Annotated in this window: 17 protein-coding genes; 5 read left to right on the top strand and 12 right to left on the bottom strand. The window is 61.0% G+C overall.

What is annotated here, in order from left to right; all coding sequences use genetic code 11:
• Window positions 1-57 precede the first annotated feature (57 nt).
• Window positions 58-789 (top strand): ArsR/SmtB family transcription factor, encoded by a 732-nt coding sequence (locus tag ACYYKW_RS20890; protein WP_090281171.1) that lies wholly within the window; start codon window positions 58-60, stop codon window positions 787-789.
• Between the two features lie 141 nt (window positions 790-930).
• Window positions 931-2313, top strand: coding sequence for an MFS transporter (locus ACYYKW_RS20885; protein WP_090281174.1), 1383 nt, complete (start codon window positions 931-933; stop codon window positions 2311-2313).
• Between the two features lie 120 nt (window positions 2314-2433).
• Here ACYYKW_RS20885 and ACYYKW_RS20880 read toward each other — a convergent pair whose 3' ends face one another.
• The 3 genes from ACYYKW_RS20880 to ACYYKW_RS20870 all read right to left on the bottom strand — a co-directional run bounded on the left by ACYYKW_RS20880 (window position 2434) and on the right by ACYYKW_RS20870 (window position 5649).
• Window positions 2434-3387, bottom strand: coding sequence for an adenosine deaminase (locus ACYYKW_RS20880; protein ID WP_464991031.1), 954 nt, complete (start codon window positions 3385-3387; stop codon window positions 2434-2436).
• Between the two features lie 80 nt (window positions 3388-3467).
• Window positions 3468-4433, bottom strand: a complete 966-nt coding sequence (locus ACYYKW_RS20875) for a 2-oxoglutarate and iron-dependent oxygenase domain-containing protein (protein ID WP_464991030.1) — start codon at window positions 4431-4433, stop codon at window positions 3468-3470.
• 142 nt (window positions 4434-4575) lie between these two features.
• Complete coding sequence (locus tag ACYYKW_RS20870) at window positions 4576-5649, bottom strand: BMP family ABC transporter substrate-binding protein (RefSeq protein WP_464991029.1); 1074 nt, start codon at window positions 5647-5649, stop codon at window positions 4576-4578.
• Window positions 5650-5936: 287 nt separating this feature from the next.
• Between ACYYKW_RS20870 and ACYYKW_RS20865 the strand changes: the two genes are divergently transcribed.
• Window positions 5937-7028, top strand: a complete 1092-nt coding sequence (locus tag ACYYKW_RS20865; protein WP_464991028.1) for a calcium:cation antiporter — start codon at window positions 5937-5939, stop codon at window positions 7026-7028.
• Window positions 7029-7150: 122 nt separating this feature from the next.
• Here the strand turns inward: ACYYKW_RS20865 and ACYYKW_RS20860 are convergent, their stop codons facing one another.
• The 9 genes from ACYYKW_RS20860 to ACYYKW_RS20820 all read right to left on the bottom strand — a co-directional run bounded on the left by ACYYKW_RS20860 (window position 7151) and on the right by ACYYKW_RS20820 (window position 17507).
• Window positions 7151-8509 (bottom strand): 8-oxoguanine deaminase, encoded by a 1359-nt coding sequence (locus tag ACYYKW_RS20860; RefSeq protein ID WP_208938833.1) that lies wholly within the window; start codon window positions 8507-8509, stop codon window positions 7151-7153.
• 253 nt (window positions 8510-8762) lie between these two features.
• The gene (locus tag ACYYKW_RS20855) at window positions 8763-9449 is read right to left on the bottom strand and encodes an SDR family oxidoreductase (protein WP_206414811.1); all 687 of its coding nucleotides are present in this window, start codon (window positions 9447-9449) and stop codon (window positions 8763-8765) included.
• A 166-nt stretch (window positions 9450-9615) separates the two neighbouring features.
• Window positions 9616-10542, bottom strand: a complete 927-nt coding sequence (locus ACYYKW_RS20850; protein ID WP_464991027.1) for an ABC transporter permease — start codon at window positions 10540-10542, stop codon at window positions 9616-9618.
• The gene (locus ACYYKW_RS20845; protein ID WP_336357158.1) at window positions 10542-11648 is read right to left on the bottom strand and encodes an ABC transporter permease; all 1107 of its coding nucleotides are present in this window, start codon (window positions 11646-11648) and stop codon (window positions 10542-10544) included. The genes ACYYKW_RS20850 and ACYYKW_RS20845 overlap by 1 nt, the downstream gene beginning before the upstream one ends.
• 15 nt (window positions 11649-11663) lie before the next feature.
• Window positions 11664-13211, bottom strand: coding sequence for an ABC transporter ATP-binding protein (locus ACYYKW_RS20840; protein ID WP_464991026.1), 1548 nt, complete (start codon window positions 13209-13211; stop codon window positions 11664-11666).
• Window positions 13212-13747: 536 nt separating this feature from the next.
• On the bottom strand, window positions 13748-14329 hold the full coding sequence (locus ACYYKW_RS20835) for an IMPACT family protein (protein ID WP_464991025.1): 582 nt from the start codon (window positions 14327-14329) through the stop codon (window positions 13748-13750).
• Window positions 14330-14337: 8 nt separating this feature from the next.
• Window positions 14338-14988, bottom strand: coding sequence for a TetR/AcrR family transcriptional regulator (locus ACYYKW_RS20830; RefSeq protein ID WP_464991024.1), 651 nt, complete (start codon window positions 14986-14988; stop codon window positions 14338-14340).
• Between the two features lie 88 nt (window positions 14989-15076).
• On the bottom strand, window positions 15077-16465 hold the full coding sequence (locus ACYYKW_RS20825) for a uracil-xanthine permease family protein (protein WP_464991023.1): 1389 nt from the start codon (window positions 16463-16465) through the stop codon (window positions 15077-15079).
• Window positions 16466-16586: 121 nt separating this feature from the next.
• Window positions 16587-17507 carry a LysR family transcriptional regulator gene (locus ACYYKW_RS20820; RefSeq protein ID WP_464991022.1) on the bottom strand — a complete coding sequence of 307 codons (921 nt, stop codon included), beginning with the start codon at window positions 17505-17507 and terminating at the stop codon, window positions 16587-16589.
• Window positions 17508-17644: 137 nt separating this feature from the next.
• Here ACYYKW_RS20820 and aptA point away from each other — a divergent pair, with 137 nt between their 5' ends.
• Together aptA and ACYYKW_RS20810 are read left to right on the top strand one after the other, a co-directional pair.
• Window positions 17645-18994, top strand: a complete 1350-nt coding sequence (gene aptA / locus ACYYKW_RS20815) for an omega-aminotransferase AptA (RefSeq protein WP_464991021.1) — start codon at window positions 17645-17647, stop codon at window positions 18992-18994.
• 76 nt (window positions 18995-19070) lie between these two features.
• Entirely contained in the window at window positions 19071-20564 is a 1494-nt protein-coding gene (locus tag ACYYKW_RS20810) for a CoA-acylating methylmalonate-semialdehyde dehydrogenase (protein ID WP_093104948.1), read from the top strand.
• Window positions 20565-20863: the final 299 nt, after the last annotated feature.

Here is a 20863-nt window from a genome sequence, read left to right as displayed (position 1 = left end):
TTACCGGCCAAGATGTCTCCGAGCAGTAGACGATACGATTCAACAGGGAGTGAACACATGGAACATGCACCTTGCATCAGCCAGATCGCCACGTTGCTGGCCGACCCCAAGCGCAGCGCGATGATGTGGGCGTTGATGGATGGCGCGGCGCGGCAGACCGAGGAGCTTGCGCTACAGGCGGGGCTATCGCCGTCCTCGGCCAGTGCGCACCTGACGCGCCTGGCCACCGGTGGTCTGTTGAGGGTCGAAGTCCGTGGTCGCAAGCGGTTTTTCCGCCTCGCGGCGCCCGAGGTCGGCGCGGCGATAGAAGCTCTCGCCAGCGCCACCATCGCCAGTGCGCCGCGCGAGGTTCCCGAGGTGTTCAAGCGCAGCACGCCGCTGGCCAAACCGCAGACCGCACCGTCGTCGCTGTTGCGCGCACGGTTTTGTGACGATCACCTGGGCGGTACGCTGGCCGCCGATCTGTACCAGCGCCTGCTCGATGCCGGCTGGGTCGAGCAGTTGGAGCATCGCGTCGCGGTGACCCAAAAGGGCGCCAGGTTGCTGGCCGACCGTGGCGTGTTCATTCAGGCGTTGGCCCATCGCAACGTGCAAGTGGCTTGTGCCTGCCCGGACTGGAGTGAGCGGCGTCCGCACATGGGCGGTTCACTCGGCGCGGCATTGCTGCAGTTGTTCATGCAGTCCGGCTGGCTGACGTTGCCCAACGACTCCCGAGCCTTGCAACTGACGGCCACCGGGCAACGCGAATTGCACCGTTTCGCCAAAGACACCGAGCTGGAACTGGCGTAGCAGAGCGGTGTACGCAGGCTGCCCGAATTGCACCTGCGTATCTCGCGTCGTTGATGGCTGCGAACAGGTCGCATCCAGCAGCAACGCCGAATCGCTATCGCGCACACTCGTTCCGGGGATATTTCGGAGGGGGGAAGCAGCATGCAAACACAGCGCTACAGCGCGGCAGAACGTCTGGAACGCCTGCCGATCAGCGGTTATCACCGGATCATTTTCATCATCATCGCCCTGGCGTTTTTCTTCGACTCCATGGACCTGGCGATGATGACGTTCCTGCTCGGCTCGATCAAAGCCGAGTTCGGCCTGAGCAGCGCACAGGCCGGACTGCTCGCCAGTTCGAGTTTTTTCGGCATGGTGCTGGGCGCCTCGCTGTCGGGGATGCTCGCCGATCGCTTCGGACGCAAGCCGGTATTTCAGTGGAGCATCGTGCTCTGGGGCGTGGCCAGTTATCTGTGTTCGACGGCGCAAACGGTCGAGACACTGACCCTGTTCCGCATCCTGTTGGGGATCGGCATGGGCATGGAATTCCCGATTGCCCAGTCGATGCTGTCGGAGCTGATTCCGGCGCAACGTCGCGGGCGCTATATCGCCTTGATGGATGGTTTCTGGCCGCTCGGTTTCGTCGCGGCCGGCGTGTTGTCTTACTTTCTGCTGCCGGTGATTGGCTGGCGCGACATCTTTCTGGTGCTGGCGGTGCCAGCGGTGTTTGTTTTGGCGATCCGCTTTTTCATTCCCGAGTCGCCACGCTGGCTGGAACAGGCCGGGCGCGACGCCGACGCGGACAAGGTGTTGAACGGTATTGAAGCGCGGGTGCGTGCTTCGCTTGGCGGTGCGGCACTACCTGAACCGCTGCGCTTGCCGCGCACCGTGACGCCACCGGGCAATTTCTTCGCTGCGCTGAAGCAGATCTGGTCGCCGCAGTATCGCCAGCGCACGACGATGATCTGGAGCCTGTGGTTTTTCGCCTTGCTCGGCTTTTACGGGCTGACCTCGTGGCTCAGCGCGTTGCTGCAACAGTCGGGGTTTGCCGTGACGCAGTCGGTGTATTACACGGTGCTGATTTCGCTGGGCGGGATTCCGGGCTTTCTCATGGCCGCCTGGCTGGTGGAGCGCTGGGGGCGCAAACCGGTGTGCATCGTAACGCTGCTTGGCGGGGGCGTGATGGCGTTTCTGTACGGGCAGAGTGCGGTGTTCGGCGGCAACGTCGCGCTGCTGATCAGTACCGGGTTGCTGATGCAGTTCTTTCTGTTCGGCATGTGGGCGGTGCTCTACACCTACACGCCCGAGTTGTACCCGACGTCGGCACGCGCCACCGGTTCAGGCTTTGCCTCGGCGATTGGCCGGGTCGGCTCGCTGCTCGGACCTCTGGTCACCGGGCTGGTATTCCCGATTACCGGGCAGGGCGGGGTGTTTGCGCTGGGCGCGGCATGCTTTGCAATCGCGGCGGGGGTGGTGTGGCTGTTCGGAATGGAGACGCGGGGCAAAACCCTTGAGGAGCTGACTGAAACCCAAATCCCAGGCTAAACACAGATCCAACTGTAGGAGTGAGCCTGCTCGCGATAGCGGAGTGTCAGATAAAAATAATCCAACTGACACACCGCCATCGCGAGCAGGCTCACTCCTACAAGGGATTTGCGGTGAGGCTTAGGGTTTTACCAGGCGCGCATCCAGGCTGTTCTGCGCTAGGCGCTTGGCCTGATCCCGGGTCATGCCGAGGTGTTCATGCAACGCATGGAAGTTCTCGGTCACATAACCACCGAAGTACGCCGGGTCATCCGAGTTCACCGTGACCTTCACGCCGCGCTCGAGCATGTCGAGGATGTTGTGCTGCGACATGTGATCGAACACGCAGAGCTTGGTGTTCGACAGCGGGCAGACGGTCAGCGGAATCTGCTCGTCGATGATCCGCTGCATCAGGCGCTCGTCTTCGATGGCGCGCACGCCGTGGTCGATGCGCTGGATTTTCAGCAGGTCGATGGCTTCCCAGATGTACTCCGGTGGGCCTTCTTCACCCGCATGGGCGACGGTCAGGAAGCCTTCGTGGCGGGCGCGATCAAACACGCGCTGGAATTTGCTCGGCGGGTGGCCCATCTCGGAACTGTCCAGGCCGACCGCAACGAACGCATCGCGGAACGGCAGCGCCTGATCGAGGGTTTTCTCGGCTTCTGCTTCGCTCAGATGGCGCAGGAAGCTCAGGATCAAACCGCTGGTAATGCCCAGTTGCGTCTCGCCATCCTTCAGCGCCGCCGCGATGCCGTTGAGCACCACTTCGAAGGGAATGCCACGGTCGGTATGGGTCTGCGGGTCGAAGAACGGTTCGGTGTGAATCACGTTCTGTTCTTTGCAGCGCAGCAGGTAGGCCCAGGTCAGATCGTAGAAGTCCTGCGAGGTGCGCAGCACGTCGGCGCCCTGGTAATACAGGTCGAGAAATTCCTGCAGGTTGTTGAAGGCGTAAGCCTTGCGCAGGGTTTCCACGTCGTTCCACGGCAGGGCGATCTTGTTGCGCTCGGCCAGGGCGAACAGCAGCTCGGGCTCCAGCGAGCCTTCCAGATGCAGGTGCAGTTCAGCCTTCGGCAAGGCGTTGAGCCAGTCGTACATAGTCTTTTCTCATCAGGTGCAATGACGGCATTCTACAGATGCTCGCCGAAACAATTGGCAAAACCTGACCAAGCGATCCATCACACCGCCTCTTGCTCACGCCGGTAAGCGTAAGTATCGGCAAAGCGCGACAGCAGGAATTCGGCGCAGGTGGTGGTCGGATATTTCGCCGGGTGCTGTGTGTCCTGGCAACCGGGCAGGCATTCGATGCGGGTGTCCGGATGTGGCTCGGCAAAGAACGGCATCGAATAGCGGTCGACCCCGAGCGGACTGATCACCCGGTGCGGTGTCGAGCGATAACGGTCGTTGCTCCAGCGCGCCATCATGTCGCCAAGGTTGACCACAAAGGTACCGCCAATCGGCGGCGCGTCGATCCATTCGCCCCTTACATTCTTGACCTGCAAGCCGCCGGCGCTGTCCTGATAGAGCAGGGTGATGCAGCCGTAATCGGTGTGCGCGCCGGCACCTTGCTGCTCGGCGGAACTGGCGGTGTGGCGCGGCGGATAGTGAATCATGCGCAGCACGCTGACCGGGTCAACGAAGCGGCTGTCGAAGAAATCGCGCTCGATTCCCAGCGCCACGGTCATCGCCCGCAACAGCGTCTGCGCCAGCGCCTGCATGTCTGAGTAATGCTGCTCCATCAATTCAACCCAGCCTGCCTGCGCCGGATGGCGGTTAGGCCCGCGCAACGGTTTTTCGGCGAGTACCTCGGGATGATCAGCGGGCAGGTGCAGGCCCATGTCGAAGGTTTCTTTCAGATCGCTGGGTTTGTCCGGATCGAGCTGTTCGGTGGCGATGGCGCCGTAGCCGCGGTGATGGCGAGTCTGGGTAATGTCGATCTGGAGTTTTTCCGCCGCGGGCCGGGCGAAAAAGCGTTGCGCATGATCGAGCAGGGCACTGATGCGCTGCGCGGAAATCGGGTGACCCTTGATGTAGAAGAAGCCCCACTCGCGGCAGGCCTGATCGATTTGCGCGGCGACGGCGGGCCAGGCGTTTTCGTTGTCGGCGTAGAGCGGGCTGATGTCGATGATCGGAAGCTGATTCATACGCAATCCTTGAACACGCTGAAGATCAGATGTAGGAGTGAGCCTGCTCGCGATAGCGGTGTGTCATGAGCGGATACCTAGACTGACACACCGCTATCGCGAGCAGGCTCACTCCTACAGGGGAATGGTGGTGGGGCCGAGATTACTTCGGCATTTCGGCCTTCATGCCTTCCACGTAGTAGTCCATCGACGCCAGTTCGGCATTCGTTGCACTCACACCCGCCGGGATTTTCTCCACGCCGGCCTGATCCTTGATCGGCCCGGTGAACGGCTGCAGCGCACCGCTTTTGATGTCAGCGATGATCTGCTCGGCCTCGGCTTTTACCGGTGCCGGCACCAGGTCGCTGATCGGCAGTTCAACCGTGCCTTCCTTCAGTCCGCCCCAGTAATCCTGCGGTTTCCAGGTGTGATCGATCACGCTTTGCGTCGCCTGGATGTAGTGCGGCGCCCAGTCGTTGACGATCGAGGTCAGCACCGCTTTCGGGCCGAAGTGCGCCATGTCCGAGGCGTAACCCACCGCGTACACGCCACGACGTTCCGCGGCCTGAATCGGCGCTGGGCTGTCGGTGTGCTGGAACACCACGTCGACGCCCTGATCGATCAGCGCGTTGGCTGCATCGGCTTCCTTGCCCGGATCGAACCACGAGTTGACCCAGACCACTTTGATCTCGGTGCCGGGGTTGTATTTGTTCAGGGCCAGTTGAATGGCGTTGATGTCGCGGATCACTTCCGGGATCGGGAACGAGGCGACGTAGCCGATCTTTTTGCTCTTGGTCATCTTCGCCGCAAGGAAGCCGCCGACGTAACGCCCCTCATAAGTGCGCGCCAGATAGGTGCCAAGGTTCTTGTCCTGCTTGTAGCCGGTGGCGTGTTCGAAGGTCACCTTGGGAAACTGCTTGGCGACTTTCACGGTGGGGTTCATGTAGCCGAAGGAGGTGGTGAATATCAGGTCGTACTTGTCCTTGGCCATGTTGCGGATCACCCGTTCGGCATCGGCGCCTTCGGCGACGTTCTCCACATAGTTGGTGGTGATCTGGCTGCCGAACTTTTCCGCCAGCGCCTTGCGCCCCTGTTCATGCTGATACGTCCAGCCGTGGTCACCGATCGGGCCGATGTAAACGAAACCGACTTTCAGCGGATCGGCAGCGCTGGCGCTCAGGCTGATGCCCAGACCGATGGCGGCGCACAGCAGTTTGTGCAGCGGACGTATTTGCATGAAGTGGAGCTCCGTTTTGTTGTGTGTGCCCAGGGCCAATGCAAATTGCTGACCAACAGGACAACAAACAATCCGGAACTGTGTGATGGCTATCGCGAGCAGGCGAAGGCCTACAGGGGAATGCATTTCAAATGTAGGCCTTCGCCTGCTCGCGATAGGGCCATCAGGGCCGATAAAGGTGCACCCGCCGAAGCACCGCCATGGCTTGGTGCGCGAAGATGTAACGAAACGTTAGCGCCGCCCGGCAGTCAGTAGCTTCATCAGCTCCTTTCGGCAAAAGGCCCACCATGTTCTCGATCCTCAAACTAGAAAGCTTTCTGCTGCTGGCAATCATTGCCGCGTGCATCGCTTATCCGCTGGAACACTGGTTGCTGCACAGCGGCCAGATCGTCGCGCTGGTCGGCGGGCTGGTGCTGATCGGCTTCATCGTCGCCGCTTCGATGCGCGTCGCCCACCACGCCGAACTGCTCGCGGAAAAAGTCGGCGACCCTTACGGCACGATGATCCTGACCCTCGCCGCCGTGCTGGTGGAGGTGGTGATCTTGGCGATCATGATGAGCAACGAAGCTTCGCCCACGCTGGTGCGGGACACCATCTATTCGGCGGTGATGCTGGACATCAACGGCATCCTCGGCCTCGCCGCGCTGATGGGCGGGATCAAGCACGGCGAGCAGTCCTACAACGACGATTCGGCGCGCAGTTACAGCGTGATGATCCTCACCGCCATGGGCGTGTCGATGGTGGTGCCGGAGTTCATTCCCGAAGCGAACTGGAAGCTCTATTCGGCGTTCACCATTGGCGCGATGGTGGTGCTTTACGCCTTGTTCCTGCGCATGCAGGTCGGGCCGCACAGCTATTTTTTCAGCTACAGCTACCCGGACAAGCGACGCAAGAAAGAACCGATCGAGCAAGAACCGAAACCGCTGAGCCTGGGCCTGTCGATCGGCATTCTGGTCGGCGGTGTGGTGGTGATCGGTGCGCTCGCCGAGATCATGTCCAAGACCCTTGATCTCGGCCTGGAAGGCACCGGGGCGCCGCCGGTGATCACGGCGATTCTGGTGGCGGCGATTTCCGCAGCGCCGGAAATTCTCACGGCATTGCGCGCGGCACTGGCAAACCGCATGCAGTCAGTGGTCAATATTGCGATGGGGGCGTCACTGTCGACGGTGATCCTGACTGTGCCGGTGATGGAGGCCATGGCGCTGTACACCGGCCAGCCGTTTCAGATGGCGATGACCCCGGTGCAGACGGTGATGATCTTCATCACCCTGATCGTTAGCGCAATCAACCTCAACGACGGCGAGACCAATGCCATCGAAGGCATGACCCACTTTGTGCTGTTTGCGACGTTCATCATGCTGTCCCTGCTCGGCCTCTGAAACACCACAAACAAATGTGGGAGCCAGCCTGCTGGCGATAACGGTGCATCAGTCAACATTTCTGTTGCTGACCCACCGTAATCGCCAGCAGGCTGGCTCCCACAGGTTTGATCAGTGTTGAATCAGGTCCCGGCGATCAGCTGCCGCGCCGCCTGGCTGTGATCGGCGATCAGGCCTTTGAGATCCAGCCCTTCAACCTGACCATCCACCACACGCCACTTGCCACCAATCATCACCCGATCGGCACGGTCCGCGCCGCACAGCAGCAGCGCCGAAATCGGGTCGTGACTGCCGGAGAAGCGCAACTCGTCGAGCTTGAACAACGCCAGATCCGCCTGCTTGCCGACCGCCAGTTCACCGATATCGCTGCGGCCCAGCAAACTCGCCGAGCCCTTGGTCGCCCAGCCCAGCACGCGCTCCGGGGTGATCTTTTCGGCGCCATAACGCAGGCGCTGGATGTACAGCGCCTGACGCGCTTCGAGGATCATGTTCGAGGCGTCGTTGGACGCCGAACCGTCAACGCCCAGCCCGAACAACGCGCCGGCGTCGGTCAGGTCGATACTTGGGCAGATGCCCGACGCCAGGCGCATGTTCGAACTCGGGCAGTGGCAGATGCCAGTGCCGGCCTGACCAAGACGAGCGATTTCGTCCGGGTTGAAGTGGATGCCGTGGGCCAGCCAGGTGCGCGGGCCGAGCCAGCCGACGCTGTCCAGATAATCGACGGTGCGCAGGCCGAAACGCTGCAGGCAGAAATCTTCTTCGTCGAGGGTTTCGGCCAGGTGCGTGTGCAGGCGCACGTCGAGCGTGTTCGCCAGTTCGGCGCTGGCCGACATGATTTCCGGCGTTACCGAGAATGGCGAACACGGTGCGAGGGCGATCTGGATCTGCGCGCCGTCGCCGCGTTCGTGGTACTCGTGAATCAGGCGCTGACTGTCATCGAGAATCACCTGGCCTTCCTGCACGGTCTGCTGCGGAGGCAGACCGCCGTCCTTCTCGCCAAGGCTCATCGAACCGCGGGTGAGCATGGCGCGCATGCCCAGTTCGCGCACGGTTTCGACTTGCACGTCGATGGCGTTTTCCAGGCCGTCCGGGAACAGATAATGATGGTCAGCGGCGGTGGTGCAGCCCGACAGCAGCAGCTCGGCCAATGCCACTTTGGTCGCGAGGGCGAGTTTTTCCGGAGTCAGACGTGCCCATACCGGGTAGAGGGTTTTCAACCACGGGAACAACGGCTGATTGACCACCGGCGCCCAGGCGCGGGTCAGGGTTTGATAGAAGTGGTGGTGGGTGTTGATCAGCCCCGGCAGGATCACATGCTCGCGGGCATCGAACACTTCGCTGCACGGCGCCGAGGGTTGCTGGCCGGCAGCAAGCACTTCGACGATCACACCGTCTTGCAAGACCAGACCGCCACGGGCATCGAGCGCGTTGGCCGTGAAAATGGCGAGGGGGTTTTTTAACCAGATACGGGTCGCAGGCATGGTCGCCGGCTCCTCTGAAAGTTGGGTTCAGGGTTGCCAGCTCAGTGTTGCCCTGTCTGCTGATCCAGGTTCGCCGCGACGGCGAGGAGCGCAGTTTCAAACAAATCGCCGCGCCGGGCAAGCCCGACCCGACCAGACAACCCGATCCCTTGCAGGAGTGAGCCTGCTCGCGATTGCGATGTGTCAGACATCAATGCTCCAACTGACATTGCGCAATCGCGAGCAGGCTCACTCCTACAGGGATTATCAGGGCTTACCAGGGAATCGTTTCACCCTTGTAATTGACGAAATGATGCCCGCCCTTGCCGCTGAACGCGTTGACCTGATCAATCAGCCCACGGGTGCTGGTTTCCACGTCGAGGTCAGCGCCGTCGCCGCCCATGTCGGTTTTCACCCAGCCCGGATGCAGCGACAGCACGGTCAGTTTCTGCTCGCCCAGTTGCGTGACGAAGGTGTTGGTCATCGAGTTCAGCGCAGCTTTGCTCGCCTTGTACAACGCCAGCTCCGGTGCATCGGGCACCGTCACGCTGCCGAGTCCGGAACTCATGAACGCCAGCACGCCGCTGCCGTCGCGGATCTGCCCGGCAAAGCGCTGGGCCAGATTGATTGGCGCCACTGCGTTGGTGAAAAACAGCTTGCCGACTTCGGCCAGGGTCGCGCCGCCCGGGGTCTGTACATCCGGGCCCTTGACCCCGGCATTGACGAACAGCAGGTCGAACGTTTCGCCCTTCAATTGCTGACTGAGGGCGATCACCGCTTGCTGATCATCCATGTCGAGCTTCTCGATCCGCACGCTGCCCAGCGCTTGCAGCGCCTCGGCGTTCTGCGGATTGCGCACAGTGGCGGTGACTTGCCAGCCATCGGCCAGCAGGGTTTTCACCAGCCCGAGGCCCAAACCCCGAGAGGCACCGATGATCAGTGCGTTTTTTGCCTGAGACATGATGGGTTCCTTGATTGTCAGCGTTCAGGATTCAATGGACAGGCCTGCCCGAGCCGAAGTTGCAGCGCCCGGCGCAAAAGAGGCAGCGACCGGAGCATACCCCAGCCCTTGTCGTGCTGGCTTCCCCTATGCGGACGCTTTCGCGAGCAGGCCCGCTCTGACAACATCAATGCCCTGCCTGCCACGGCTGCCCCAACGACACCGGCGCATACAACCGCGTACGCAACGCATCCCGCGACAACAGCACCAACACGATAATCGTCGCCACATACGGCAGCATCGCCAGCAGGCTTGAAGGAATCGCCAGCCCCAAGCCCTGCGCCACCAGATGCAGGATGCTGGCGAGGCCGAACAGATACGCGCCGAGCAACAACCGCCACACCCGCCAACTGGCAAACACCACCAGCGCCAGGGCAATCCAGCCGCGCCCGGCGGTCATGTTTTCCGCCCACATCGGCGTGTACGCCAGCGACAGATAGGCCCCGGCCAGTCCGGCCATCGCCCCGCCAAACAGCACCGCCAGGGTACGCACAGTCAGCACCGGCAAACCCATCGCGCTGGCCGCATCGGGGTTTTCGCCGACCGCTTGAATGATCAGCCCGACACGGCTCTTGATGATCACCCACGCCACCAGCGCAAACAGCGCGAACGACAGGTACACCAGCAGATCCTGGGCGAACAGCATGCGCCCGAGCAGCGGAATGTCACTCAGGTACGGAATCGCCAACGGCTCAAACCCGGCCAGCGGTTTGCCCACCCAGGCCGCGCCGACAAAGGTCGATAGCCCGACACCAAAAATCGTCAGCGCCAACCCGGTCGCGACCTGATTGGCGTTGAACACCAAGGCGACCAGGGCAAACAGCGACGAGAGCAGCATCCCCGCGAGCATCGCCAGCAGCACGCCCAGCCACAGGTTGCCGCTGCTGAGCGCGACGATAAAGCCGATCACCGCACCAAACAGCATCATCCCTTCCTGACCCAGGTTGAGCACGCCGCTCTTTTCGCAGATCAGTTCACCCAGCGCCACCAGCAACAGCGGCGTGCCGCAGCGCACCATGGCGTAAAAAATATTGCTCAACAGATCGATGTCCATCACAGCGCTCCGGCAGTTACGGCGGTGGTCGACGTGCGTCGGGTCCAGCGCCGATTCAGGCGCGGCCGATAGAGGATCAACACGTCACAGGCGAGCAGGAAAAACAGCATCATTCCCTGAAACAACTGAGTGATCGCCTGCGGCAAATTGAGGGTCATCTGTGCGCTCTCGCCGCCGAGGTACAGCAGCGCCATCAACAGACTGGAAAACACGATGCCGATTGGATTGAGCCGGCCGAGAAACGCCACGGTGATCGCCGCATAGCCATACCCCGGCGAGACCTGCGGGACCAATTGGCCAATCGGCCCGGTGACTTCGCTGACTCCGGCAAGCCCCGCCAGGCCGCCGCTGATCAGCAGCGCCAGCCAGATCAAACGTTTCTCGCGAAAACCCACGAATCCTGCCGCACGCTTGTCCAGACCGAGCACTTTGATCTGGAAACCGATAAAGCTTTTCTGCAACAGCACCCACACCGCCACCAACGCGAGCAGGGCGAAATACACCCCGGCATGCACGCGGCCATCTTCGAGCAACAGTGGCAACCGGCTGGCGTCGCCGAACATCGCCGACTCGGGAAAGTTGAACCCGGCCGGGTCCTTCAGCGGCCCGTGCACGCAGAACAGCAGCAGGTTCAGTGCGATGTAGTTGAGCATGATGCTGGTGAGAATTTCATTGGCGTTGAAGCGCGTGCGCAACCACGCCGTCAGCCCGGCCCAAGCGGCGCCGGCGAGCATGCCGACGAGCAGAATCAGCACCAGCGCCCAACGGCTTTGCCAGTCGATGATGTGCACCGCCACGGCGCTGCCGGTGAGGGCGCCGAGGAGCAATTGACCTTCGGCGCCGATGTTCCAGATTCGCGCCTGATAGGCCACCGCCAGACCGAGTGCGCAGAGCAGAATCGGCAGCGCCTTGACCAGCAATTCAGAGACGCCGTACAGATCGCTGACCGGCACGATCAGCAGCGTGTGCAAGGTTTGCAGCGGGTCGTGGCCGAGGGCGATGAACAGCAGCGAGCCGCACGCCAGGGTCAGCACGGCGGCCAGTAACGGCGAGCACCAGAGCATCAGGCGCGATTGCTGGCCACGCGGTTCGAGGGAAAGCAGCATGTCAGGAAAGCTCCGTTAAACCGTGGCTGATGAAGGTGAGTGCGCGAACTGCCCGGCCATCCAGCCGCCGACGTCGCTGAGCTGCGTTTCGCCAGTGTCCTGGAGCGGCGACAGACGCCCGCCGCACAACGCGCCGAGGCGGTCGCTGATCTGGAACAGCTCGTCGAGGTCTTCGGAGATCACGAGAATCGCCGCGCCGGCATCGCGCAGCGCAATCAATGCTCGGTGGATGGTCGCCGCAGCGCCAACGTCGACGCCCCAGGTCGGATGTGCGGCGATCAACAGGTTCGGTTGCTGGAGAATTTCCCGGCCGAGAATGAATTTCTGCAGATTGCCGCCAGACAGGCTGCGCGCGGCGGTCTGCGTGTCTGGGGTTTTCACGCCGAAGCGCTGGATGATTTGCTCAGCAAAGGTTTCAAGTTTGCTGCGCTTGATCATGCCGCGGCTGACCAATCCCTGCTGAAAAGCGGTCAATAAAGCGTTATCGGCCAGGCTCAATTCCGGCACTGCGCCGTGGCCAAGACGTTCGGCCGGGACGAACGCCAGACCGAGTTTGCGCCGCGCATCCGGGCGTAGATCGGCAACGTTTTGCGCGCCGAATCGAATGGTGGCGGCGTCTGTTCGAGGCAAGCGCCGTTCGCCACTGAGCAGCGCCAGCAATTCATCCTGACCATTGCCGGCCACCCCGGCGATGCCGACGATTTCTCCGCTGCGTACCTGCAAGTCGATATCGCGCAACGAGCAGCCGAATGGGTCCGGGTTGTGCCAGCTCAAGCCGTTCACCTGCAAGAACGCCGCGCCGCCGCTGACCTTGGGGTATTCACCGATCAACGCCGCTGCTTCGCCGACCATCAATTGCGCCAGTTGCTGATCCGAGCATTCGGCCGGTCGGCAATGCCCGGCGACACGCCCGCCGCGCAATACCGTAGCGCTGTGGCACAGGGCGCGAACCTCACCGAGCTTGTGGCTGATAAACAGAATGCTGCAGCCCTCGGCGGCGAGGCGGCGCAGGGTGACGAACAGTTCGTCGGCCTCCTGCGGCGTCAGCACCGAGGTGGGTTCATCGAGGATCAGCAGACGAATGTCCTGCATCAGGCAACGCACGATCTCGACGCGCTGACGCTCGCCGATCGACAGGCTGTGGACAAGTCGTTCCGGCTCCAGCGCCATGCCATAACGGCGCGACACTTCGGCAATCTTCGGTGCCAGTTGTTGCGGCGTGCCAGCCGCCGCGCCCATTGCCAGTGCAATGTTCTGCGCCACGCTAAGCGTTTCGAACAGCGAGAAATGCTGGAACACCATGCCGATTCCCAACTGCCGCGCCTGCGCCGGGTTACGGATTTTCACCGACTGACCTTGCCAGAGCATGTCGCCCGCATCGGCTTGGGTGACGCCGTAGATGATCTTCATCAAGGTGCTTTTGCCGGCGCCGTTTTCGCCGAGCAAGGCATGGATTTCCCCGGGTGCAATGCTCAGGTCGATGGCGTCATTGGCCAGACAACCGGGGTAGCGTTTGCTGATATGGCGCAGTTGCAGGCGCGGGACGGGCGGAGCGATTGGCATGACAGGCTCGACTGCTTGGAGTTGTGCCTGTGGATAAAGCAATTTCCTGGCCATTGAGTCAGGAACGCTCGCGGGCCGCGTTCGGCGGCGCCTGATGTAGAGCTTCGGATTAATAAAAGTACGCAAACACAGCACCAATTCGGCGCAAAGGTATTGATCGGGCTCCAGTTTTGCTCATGGATAACTGATCAAAAAACGAGCAAACCGTTGCGAAGCAGGCAGAACCTGCGACAGCGCCGGTCATGAACGGGTTATCCACAGGTTGTTCCACAGTTATTGTGCGCAAGCCAGAAAGCTCGGCATAAGCACTGCGGTGCTTTGTTCTAATGGTGCTAAACATCGCTAACTGATTGTTTGGACTTGGAATTTCCGTTTCGTCGGAGAAATTGAACGAAAAGTGAACAAACTGCGCAAAGCCGCGTGACAGAAGGGTTGCAGGCGAATGTACTCAGGTTATCCACAGTCGGGTGCACAGCGCATGTGGGCAACTTGGCGGAATAAGGGGAAACGGCTGCGCCCTAAAAGCTCGCAGCGTTCTAGCGCTGTAGCAAAATCCGTCCGCGACTCAGATCGGCCAATTGGCTTTGCAGCAAATCGATGTGGGCCGCCCCCAGTGCCAGCCGCAATTCGACGCCGTTGGCGGTGAAATTTTCTTCCAGCACCAGGCCGCCAAGGTCCGCCACGCGCAGCTTGACCAGGGCCAGTTCGGAAAATCCACAGGCACAGCTCAGCGGCACACGACTGATCAGTTCGATCTTGTCCGCCGCTTGCAGGCATTTGTTCGCACCACCGCCGTATGCCCGCGCCAAACCTCCCGTGCCCAGTTGAATGCCACCGTACCAACGGATCACCAACACCGCGACCTGATCGCAATCCTGTGCCTCGATCGCCGCCAGAATCGGCCGCCCCGCGGTGCCGCCGGGCTCGCCGTCATCGCTGCTGCGGTATTGCGCGCCGAATTTCCACGCCCAGCAATTGTGCGTGGCATTCAGATCGCTGTGCTGCTCGAAAAACGCCTGCGCATCGTTTGGGCTGTCGATCGGCGCGGCGAGGGTGATGAAGCGGCTTTTGCGAATCTCTTCGCGGTACTCGCAAAAACCGCTGAGGGTAAAAGGCATAAAACGTCTTATACAGAAAGAGTGAGGCCGCAGCCCTTGAGGATAATGCGGATCAGGTTGTTGCCGGCGTCTTCCATGTCCTGTTTGGTCAACTTGCTGCGCCCGCTGACCCGGCAAATCTGTGTGGCGAAGTCGGCGTAATGCTGGGTGCTACCCCACAGCAGGAAGATCAGGTGCACCGGATCGACCGGGTCCATTTTGCCCGCATCGATCCAGGCCTGGAACACGGCGGCGCGGCCCTGGAACCAGGCGCGATAGTCCTGATTGAAATACTCGGTCAGGCATTCGCCGCCGCTGATCACTTCCATCGCGAATATTCGCGAGGCCTGTGGCTGGCGGCGTGAGAACTCCATTTTGGCGCGGATATAGCGGGTCAGCGCCTCAGCCGGATCGTCCTCGGCGGTCAGGGTGTTAAAGGTGCTGTCCCACAACTCGATGATGTTGCTCAGCACCGCCACGTACAAACCGAGTTTGTTGGTGAAGTAGTAATGCAGGTTGGCTTTCGGCAACCCGGCATTCTGCGCGATGGTGTTCATGCTGGTGCCTTTGAACCCGTGACGGGCGAACTCGTCTTCGGCGGCTTTGAGAATGGTCTCTTCGTTCTTCTGACGAATGCGGCTGGCGGGCTTGCCGCCGTGAGCGGGGACTTCAAAGGTCATAGGCACTTCCGGATTTGTCTGTGGGTGCAACCAGTTGCGTTGATAGCGCACCCACAGGCATCCGACAAGTCCTTGCGCGATAAAACCGTTACGCCTGTTCGATCTTGTTCAGCGTGGCCGGCACTTCAGTGGCCGCGGTTTGGCTTTCCGGCAGCAGCAGGCACAGGACGATGGCGGTCAAACCGCCGCTGGTAATCGCCGAGTCGAACAGGTTCTGCACCAGCTTCGGCAACAGGTGCAGCAGGTTCGGTTGCGCAGCGATGCCCAGGCCGACACCGAACGAAGTGGCAATGATCAACATGCTGCGCCGGTCCAGCGGCGACTGCGCAAGGATGCGCACCCCGGCCGCTGCAACGGCGCCGAACATCACCAGCGTCGCGCCACCCAGCACCGGTTTCGGGATCTGCTGCAGCACCGCGCCGATCATCGGGAACAGGCCGAGGCAGAACAAAATCGCGCCGATGTACAGGCCGACGTAACGGCTGGCGACTCCGGTCAACTGGATCACGCCGTTGTTCTGCGCGAAGGTGGTGTTGGGGAATGCGCTGAACGTCGCGGCGATCATGCAGCTCACGCCATCACCCAATACGCCGCCGCGCAAACGGCTTATATAGGAAGGACCGCTGATGGGCTGGCGAGCGAGCATGCAATTGGCGGTGAGGTCGCCGACGGTTTCGATGGTGCTGATCAGATAAATCAGCGCGACTGGCAGGAAAGCTGTCCAGTCAAAGCTGAAACCGAACTTGAACGGCGTGGGAAAACTCACCAGCGGCACGTCAGGCAAAGGCTGCGGCAGCAGTTTTCCGCTGAACCACGCGGCCAGACTGCCCAGCACCAGACCGATGATGATTGCCGACAGGCGCACCCACGGCGTGTTCGAGCGGTTGAGCAGAATGATCGTCAGCAACACGAATACGCCCAGCGCCAGATTACCCGGCGCACCGAAGTCCGGCGCATTGAAACCACCGCCCAGATCGGTGATGCCGACCTTGATCAGGCTGATGCCGATCAGGGTAATGACGATACCGGTCACCAGCGGCGTGACGACCCGTCGCAACTGGCCGATGAAGCGGCTGAGCACGATTTGCACCAGTGCACCGAAAAAACACACACCGAAAATCATCGCCAGAATGTCTTCCGGACTGCCGCCACGCTGCTTGACCAGAAACCCGGCAGAGAGAACGGCGCCAAGAAAGGCGAAACTGGTGCCCTGCAGGCAAATCATCCCGGCACCAATGCCGAACGGCCGCCGCGCCTGGATAAAGGTGCCGACGCCGGAGACCATCAGCGCCATGCCGATCAGATACGGCAGGTGCGCGGTCAGGCCGAGCGCCGAGCCGATCACCAGCGGCGGGGTGATGATGCCGACGAAGCTGGCGAGCACGTGTTGCAGTGCGGCAAGGATCGCCGCGAGGGGTTTGGGACGGTCGTCGAGGCCGTAGATCAGTTCACTGGGCGAATCGGAATCTGGCTGCATGGCGCTGGGCTTCTTGTTCAGGGATCGGGTTGATCCTGCTCTGCAAAAAGCTGTCCACTTGCTCAGGTTATTATGATTTTTTGTCTGTGCGGCCCAGCGCTTGCGGGCCTGGCAGGTGTTTTCAGCGCGTCGCCGCCAGGCTCTCGAGAAAGCTTTCCAGCACCAAATGAGGGCGACGCCCCTTGCGCGTGACCGATGCGAGGCTCAGGTCATAGAACCGTGTAGTGGATTTCAGCGCACGCAGACGACCTTGCTGAACCCAGAGGCTGGCGTAGTGATCCGGCAGGTAACCGATGTAACGCCCGGTCAGGATCAGGAAAGCCATGCCCTCACGGTCCGAAGCGCTGGCGGTGCAATTGAGCGCCTGATAATGCGCCTGGATGTCCGCCGGTAAACGGAACGTCGGCGCGATGGCGTCCTGGCTGTTCAGGCGCTGGTCATCGAGTTGTTTGTCATCGACATAAAACAACGGGTGCCCCACCGCGCAATAAAGCAGCGATCGCTCGCTATACAGCGGCTGATACTCCAGGCCCGACAGCACGCTGGCCTGCGGCACTACGCCGACATGCAGACGGCCATCGAGCACGCCTTGCTCGACTTCATTGGGCGCGATCATGCGGATCTGAATCTGCACATCCGGCCCGCGCTCCTTCAACTGCGCCAGAGCGTGGGTGATGCGCATGTGGGGCAGGGTGACGAGGTTGTCGGTCAGGCCGATGATCAACTCGCCACGCAAGTGTTGATGCAGGCCGTTGACCTCGGTGCGAAAACTTTCAAGCGCACTCAGCAGTTGCAGCGCCGATTGATAGACCTCGCGGCCTTCTTCGGTCAGCGAAAAACCGGCGCGACCGCGTTGGCACAGGCGCAACCCGAGGCGCTGCTCCAGATCGCTCATCTGCTGGCTGATCGCCGAGCGACCGATGCCCAGCACGGTTTCCGCTGCCGAGAAGCCACCGCATTCCACCACGCTGCGAAAAATCCTCAGCAGGCGAATATCAAAGTCACTGACCTGGGCCAGCGGATCGGGACGGCGGCTGCTCATTTATTAGGCTCTTTGTTTAGCAGTGTTCTAACTGAAGGTTAGAAAAGTTGGATTTCACGGACTTTATCGCCGTGGCAACGTAGCTGCAATAACGCTTTTTATCTCCCTGCCGCTTATGCCCTGCGAGGTTTTGCCCGATGAACATGCCTGAAAACGCGCCGTCGCCACTGGCCAGCCAACTGAAGCTGGACGCGCACTGGATGCCGTACACCGCCAACCGTAACTTTCAACGCGACCCGCGGCTGATCGTCGGTGCCGAAGGCAGTTGGCTGTTCGATGACAAGGGCCGCAAAATCTACGATTCGCTGTCCGGTCTGTGGACCTGCGGCGCCGGGCACACCCGCAAGGAAATTCAGGAAGCGGTGGCCAAACAGTTGGGCACCCTCGATTACTCGCCGGGCTTTCAGTACGGCCATCCGCTGTCGTTTCAACTGGCGGAGAAAATCACCGAGCTGACCCCGGGCAATCTCAACCACGTGTTCTTCACCGACTCCGGTTCCGAGTGCGCCGACACCGCGGTGAAAATGGTCCGCGCCTACTGGCGCCTGAAGGGCCAGTCGACCAAAACCAAAATGATCGGTCGTGCCCGTGGCTATCACGGCGTGAACATCGCCGGCACCAGCCTCGGTGGCGTCAACGGCAACCGCAAGCTGTTCGGCCAGCCGATGATGGATGTCGATCACCTGCCGCACACTTTGCTGGCGAGCAATGCCTTCTCCCGTGGCATGCCGGAGCAGGGCGGTATTGCGTTGGCTGACGAGCTGCTGAAGCTGATCGAACTGCACGATTCGTCAAACATCGCCGCAGTCTTTGTCGAGCCGATGGCCGGTTCCGCCGGTGTACTGGTGCCGCCGCAGGGTTACCTCAAGCGCCTGCGCGAGATCTGCGATCAGCACAACATCCTGCTGGTGTTCGACGAAGTGATCACCGGCTTCGGTCGCACCGGTTCGATGTTCGGCGCCGACAGTTTCGGCGTGACCCCGGACTTGATGTGCATCGCCAAGCAAGTCACCAACGGCGCGATTCCGATGGGCGCAGTGATTGCCAGCTCCGAGATCTACCAGACGTTCATGAATCAGCCGACCCCGGAATACGCGGTCGAATTCCCCCACGGCTACACCTACTCGGCGCACCCGGTGGCCTGCGCGGCTGGTCTGGCCGCACTCGATCTGCTGCAAAAGGAAAACCTGGTGCAGAGCGTCGCGGAAGTCGCACCGCATTTCGAAAACGCGCTGCACGGTTTGAAAGGGGCGAAGAACGTCATCGACATTCGTAACTACGGTCTGGCCGGCGCGATCCAGATTGCCGGTCGTGACGGTGACGCCATCGTGCGTCCATTCGAAGCGGGCATGGCGCTGTGGAAGGCCGGGTTCTATGTGCGCTTCGGCGGCGACACCCTACAGTTCGGCCCAACCTTCAACAGCAAGCCGCAAGACCTTGACCGTCTGTTCGACGCGGTCGGCGAAGTGCTGAGCAAGCTCGACTGATTTTTCCTTCTATATAGATGCACAAATGGCAGGCGCTCCTTGCGGGCGTCTGCGCACCAGAATTCAGGAGTGTTCGATGAGCGTTATTCCGCATTTGATCAATGGCGAACTGGTGACCGAGAACGGTCGCGCAGTGGATGTGTTCAACCCGTCTACCGGCCAGGCCATTCACAAACTGCCACTGGCCAGCCAGGCCACCATCCAGAAAGCCATCGATGCCGCCAAGGCTGCGTTCCCGGCGTGGCGCAACACGCCACCGGCCAAACGTGCGCAGGTGATGTTCCGCTTCAAGCAACTGCTGGAGCAGAACGAAGCGCGCATCTCACAATTGATCAGCGAAGAACACGGCAAGACCCTGGAAGACGCGGCCGGTGAGCTGAAGCGCGGCATCGAGAACGTCGAGTTCGCCTGCGCCGCCCCGGAAATCCTCAAGGGTGAATACAGCCGCAACGTCGGCCCGAACATTGATGCCTGGTCGGACTTTCAACCCTTGGGCATCGTGGCCGGGATCACCCCGTTCAACTTCCCCGCCATGGTGCCGCTGTGGATGTATCCACTGGCGATCGTCTGCGGCAACTGCTTCATTCTGAAACCGTCCGAGCGCGATCCAAGTTCGACGCTGCTGATCGCTCAACTGCTTCTGGAAGCCGGTTTGCCGAAAGGCGTGATGAGCGTGGTTCACGGTGACAAGACAGCGGTGGACGCGTTGATCGAAGCGCCGGAAATCAAGGCGCTGAGTTTTGTCGGCTCGACGCCGATTGCCGAATACATCTACGCCGAAGGCACCAGGCGCGGCAAACGCGTCCAAGCACTCGGCGGCGCGAAGAACCACGCGGTGCTGATGCCGGATGCCGATCTGGATAATGCGGTCAGCGCATTGATGGGCGCGGCGTACGGTTCTTGTGGCGAGCGCTGCATGGCGATCTCCGTTGCCGTGTGTGTCGGTGATCAGGTGGCGGATGCGTTGGTGGCCAAACTGGTGCCGCAGATCAAGGCGCTGAAAATCGGTGCTGGCACTTCCTGTGGCCTGGATATGGGGCCGCTGGTGACTGGTCAGGCGCGAGACAAGGTCAGCGGTTATGTCGATGACGGCGTCGCGGCGGGCGCGACGTTGGTCGTCGATGGTCGGGGTCTGAGCGTGGCCGGTCACGAAGACGGCTTCTTCCTCGGTGGCTGCCTGTTCGACAACGTCACCCCGGAGATGCGCATCTATAAAGAAGAGATCTTCGGTCCGGTCCTGTGCGTGGTTCGGGTGAACAGCCTGGAAGAGGCCATGCAACTGATCAACGATCATGAATACGGCAACGGCACCTGCATCTTCACTCGCGACGGCGAAGCGGCGCGTCTGTTCTGTGACGAGATCGAAGTCGGCATGGTCGGCGTCAACGTACCGCTGCCGGTGCCAGTGGCTTATCACAGCTTCGGCGGCTGGAAGCGTTCGCTGTTCGGCGACTTGCACGCTTACGGTCCGGATGGCGTGCGCTTCTACACGCGGCGCAAGGCGATCACCCAGCGCTGGCCGCAGCGTGCCAGCCATGAAGCTTCGCAATTCGCTTTCCCTAGCTTGTAAGTAGCGCGGCGGAAGCGCAGAAGGCCGACCTCATTGAGGTCGGCCTTCCTGTTTGTGGACTTTTTTGACTGATGTGACAGATTTATGAAAATAGAGGTTGACGGCGAATTTCAGATGTCTATAATTCGCCCCACTTCCGGCGCAGTCGAAACGGAAAACTCCTTGATATTCAATGAGTTAAGTAGGTTTCGGCGGTAAGTGGCTTCAGTTCATCGAAGCTCGAAAGGAAGTTGAAAAAGAGGTGTTGACAGCAGCGTGTAACGCTGTAGAATTCGCCTCCCGCTGACGAGAGATCGGAA

The organism is Pseudomonas sp. 15C (assembly GCF_055484735.1).
The sequence above is the reverse complement of the archived record's forward strand: the minus strand, read 5'-3'. Positions and strand labels throughout refer to the sequence as shown.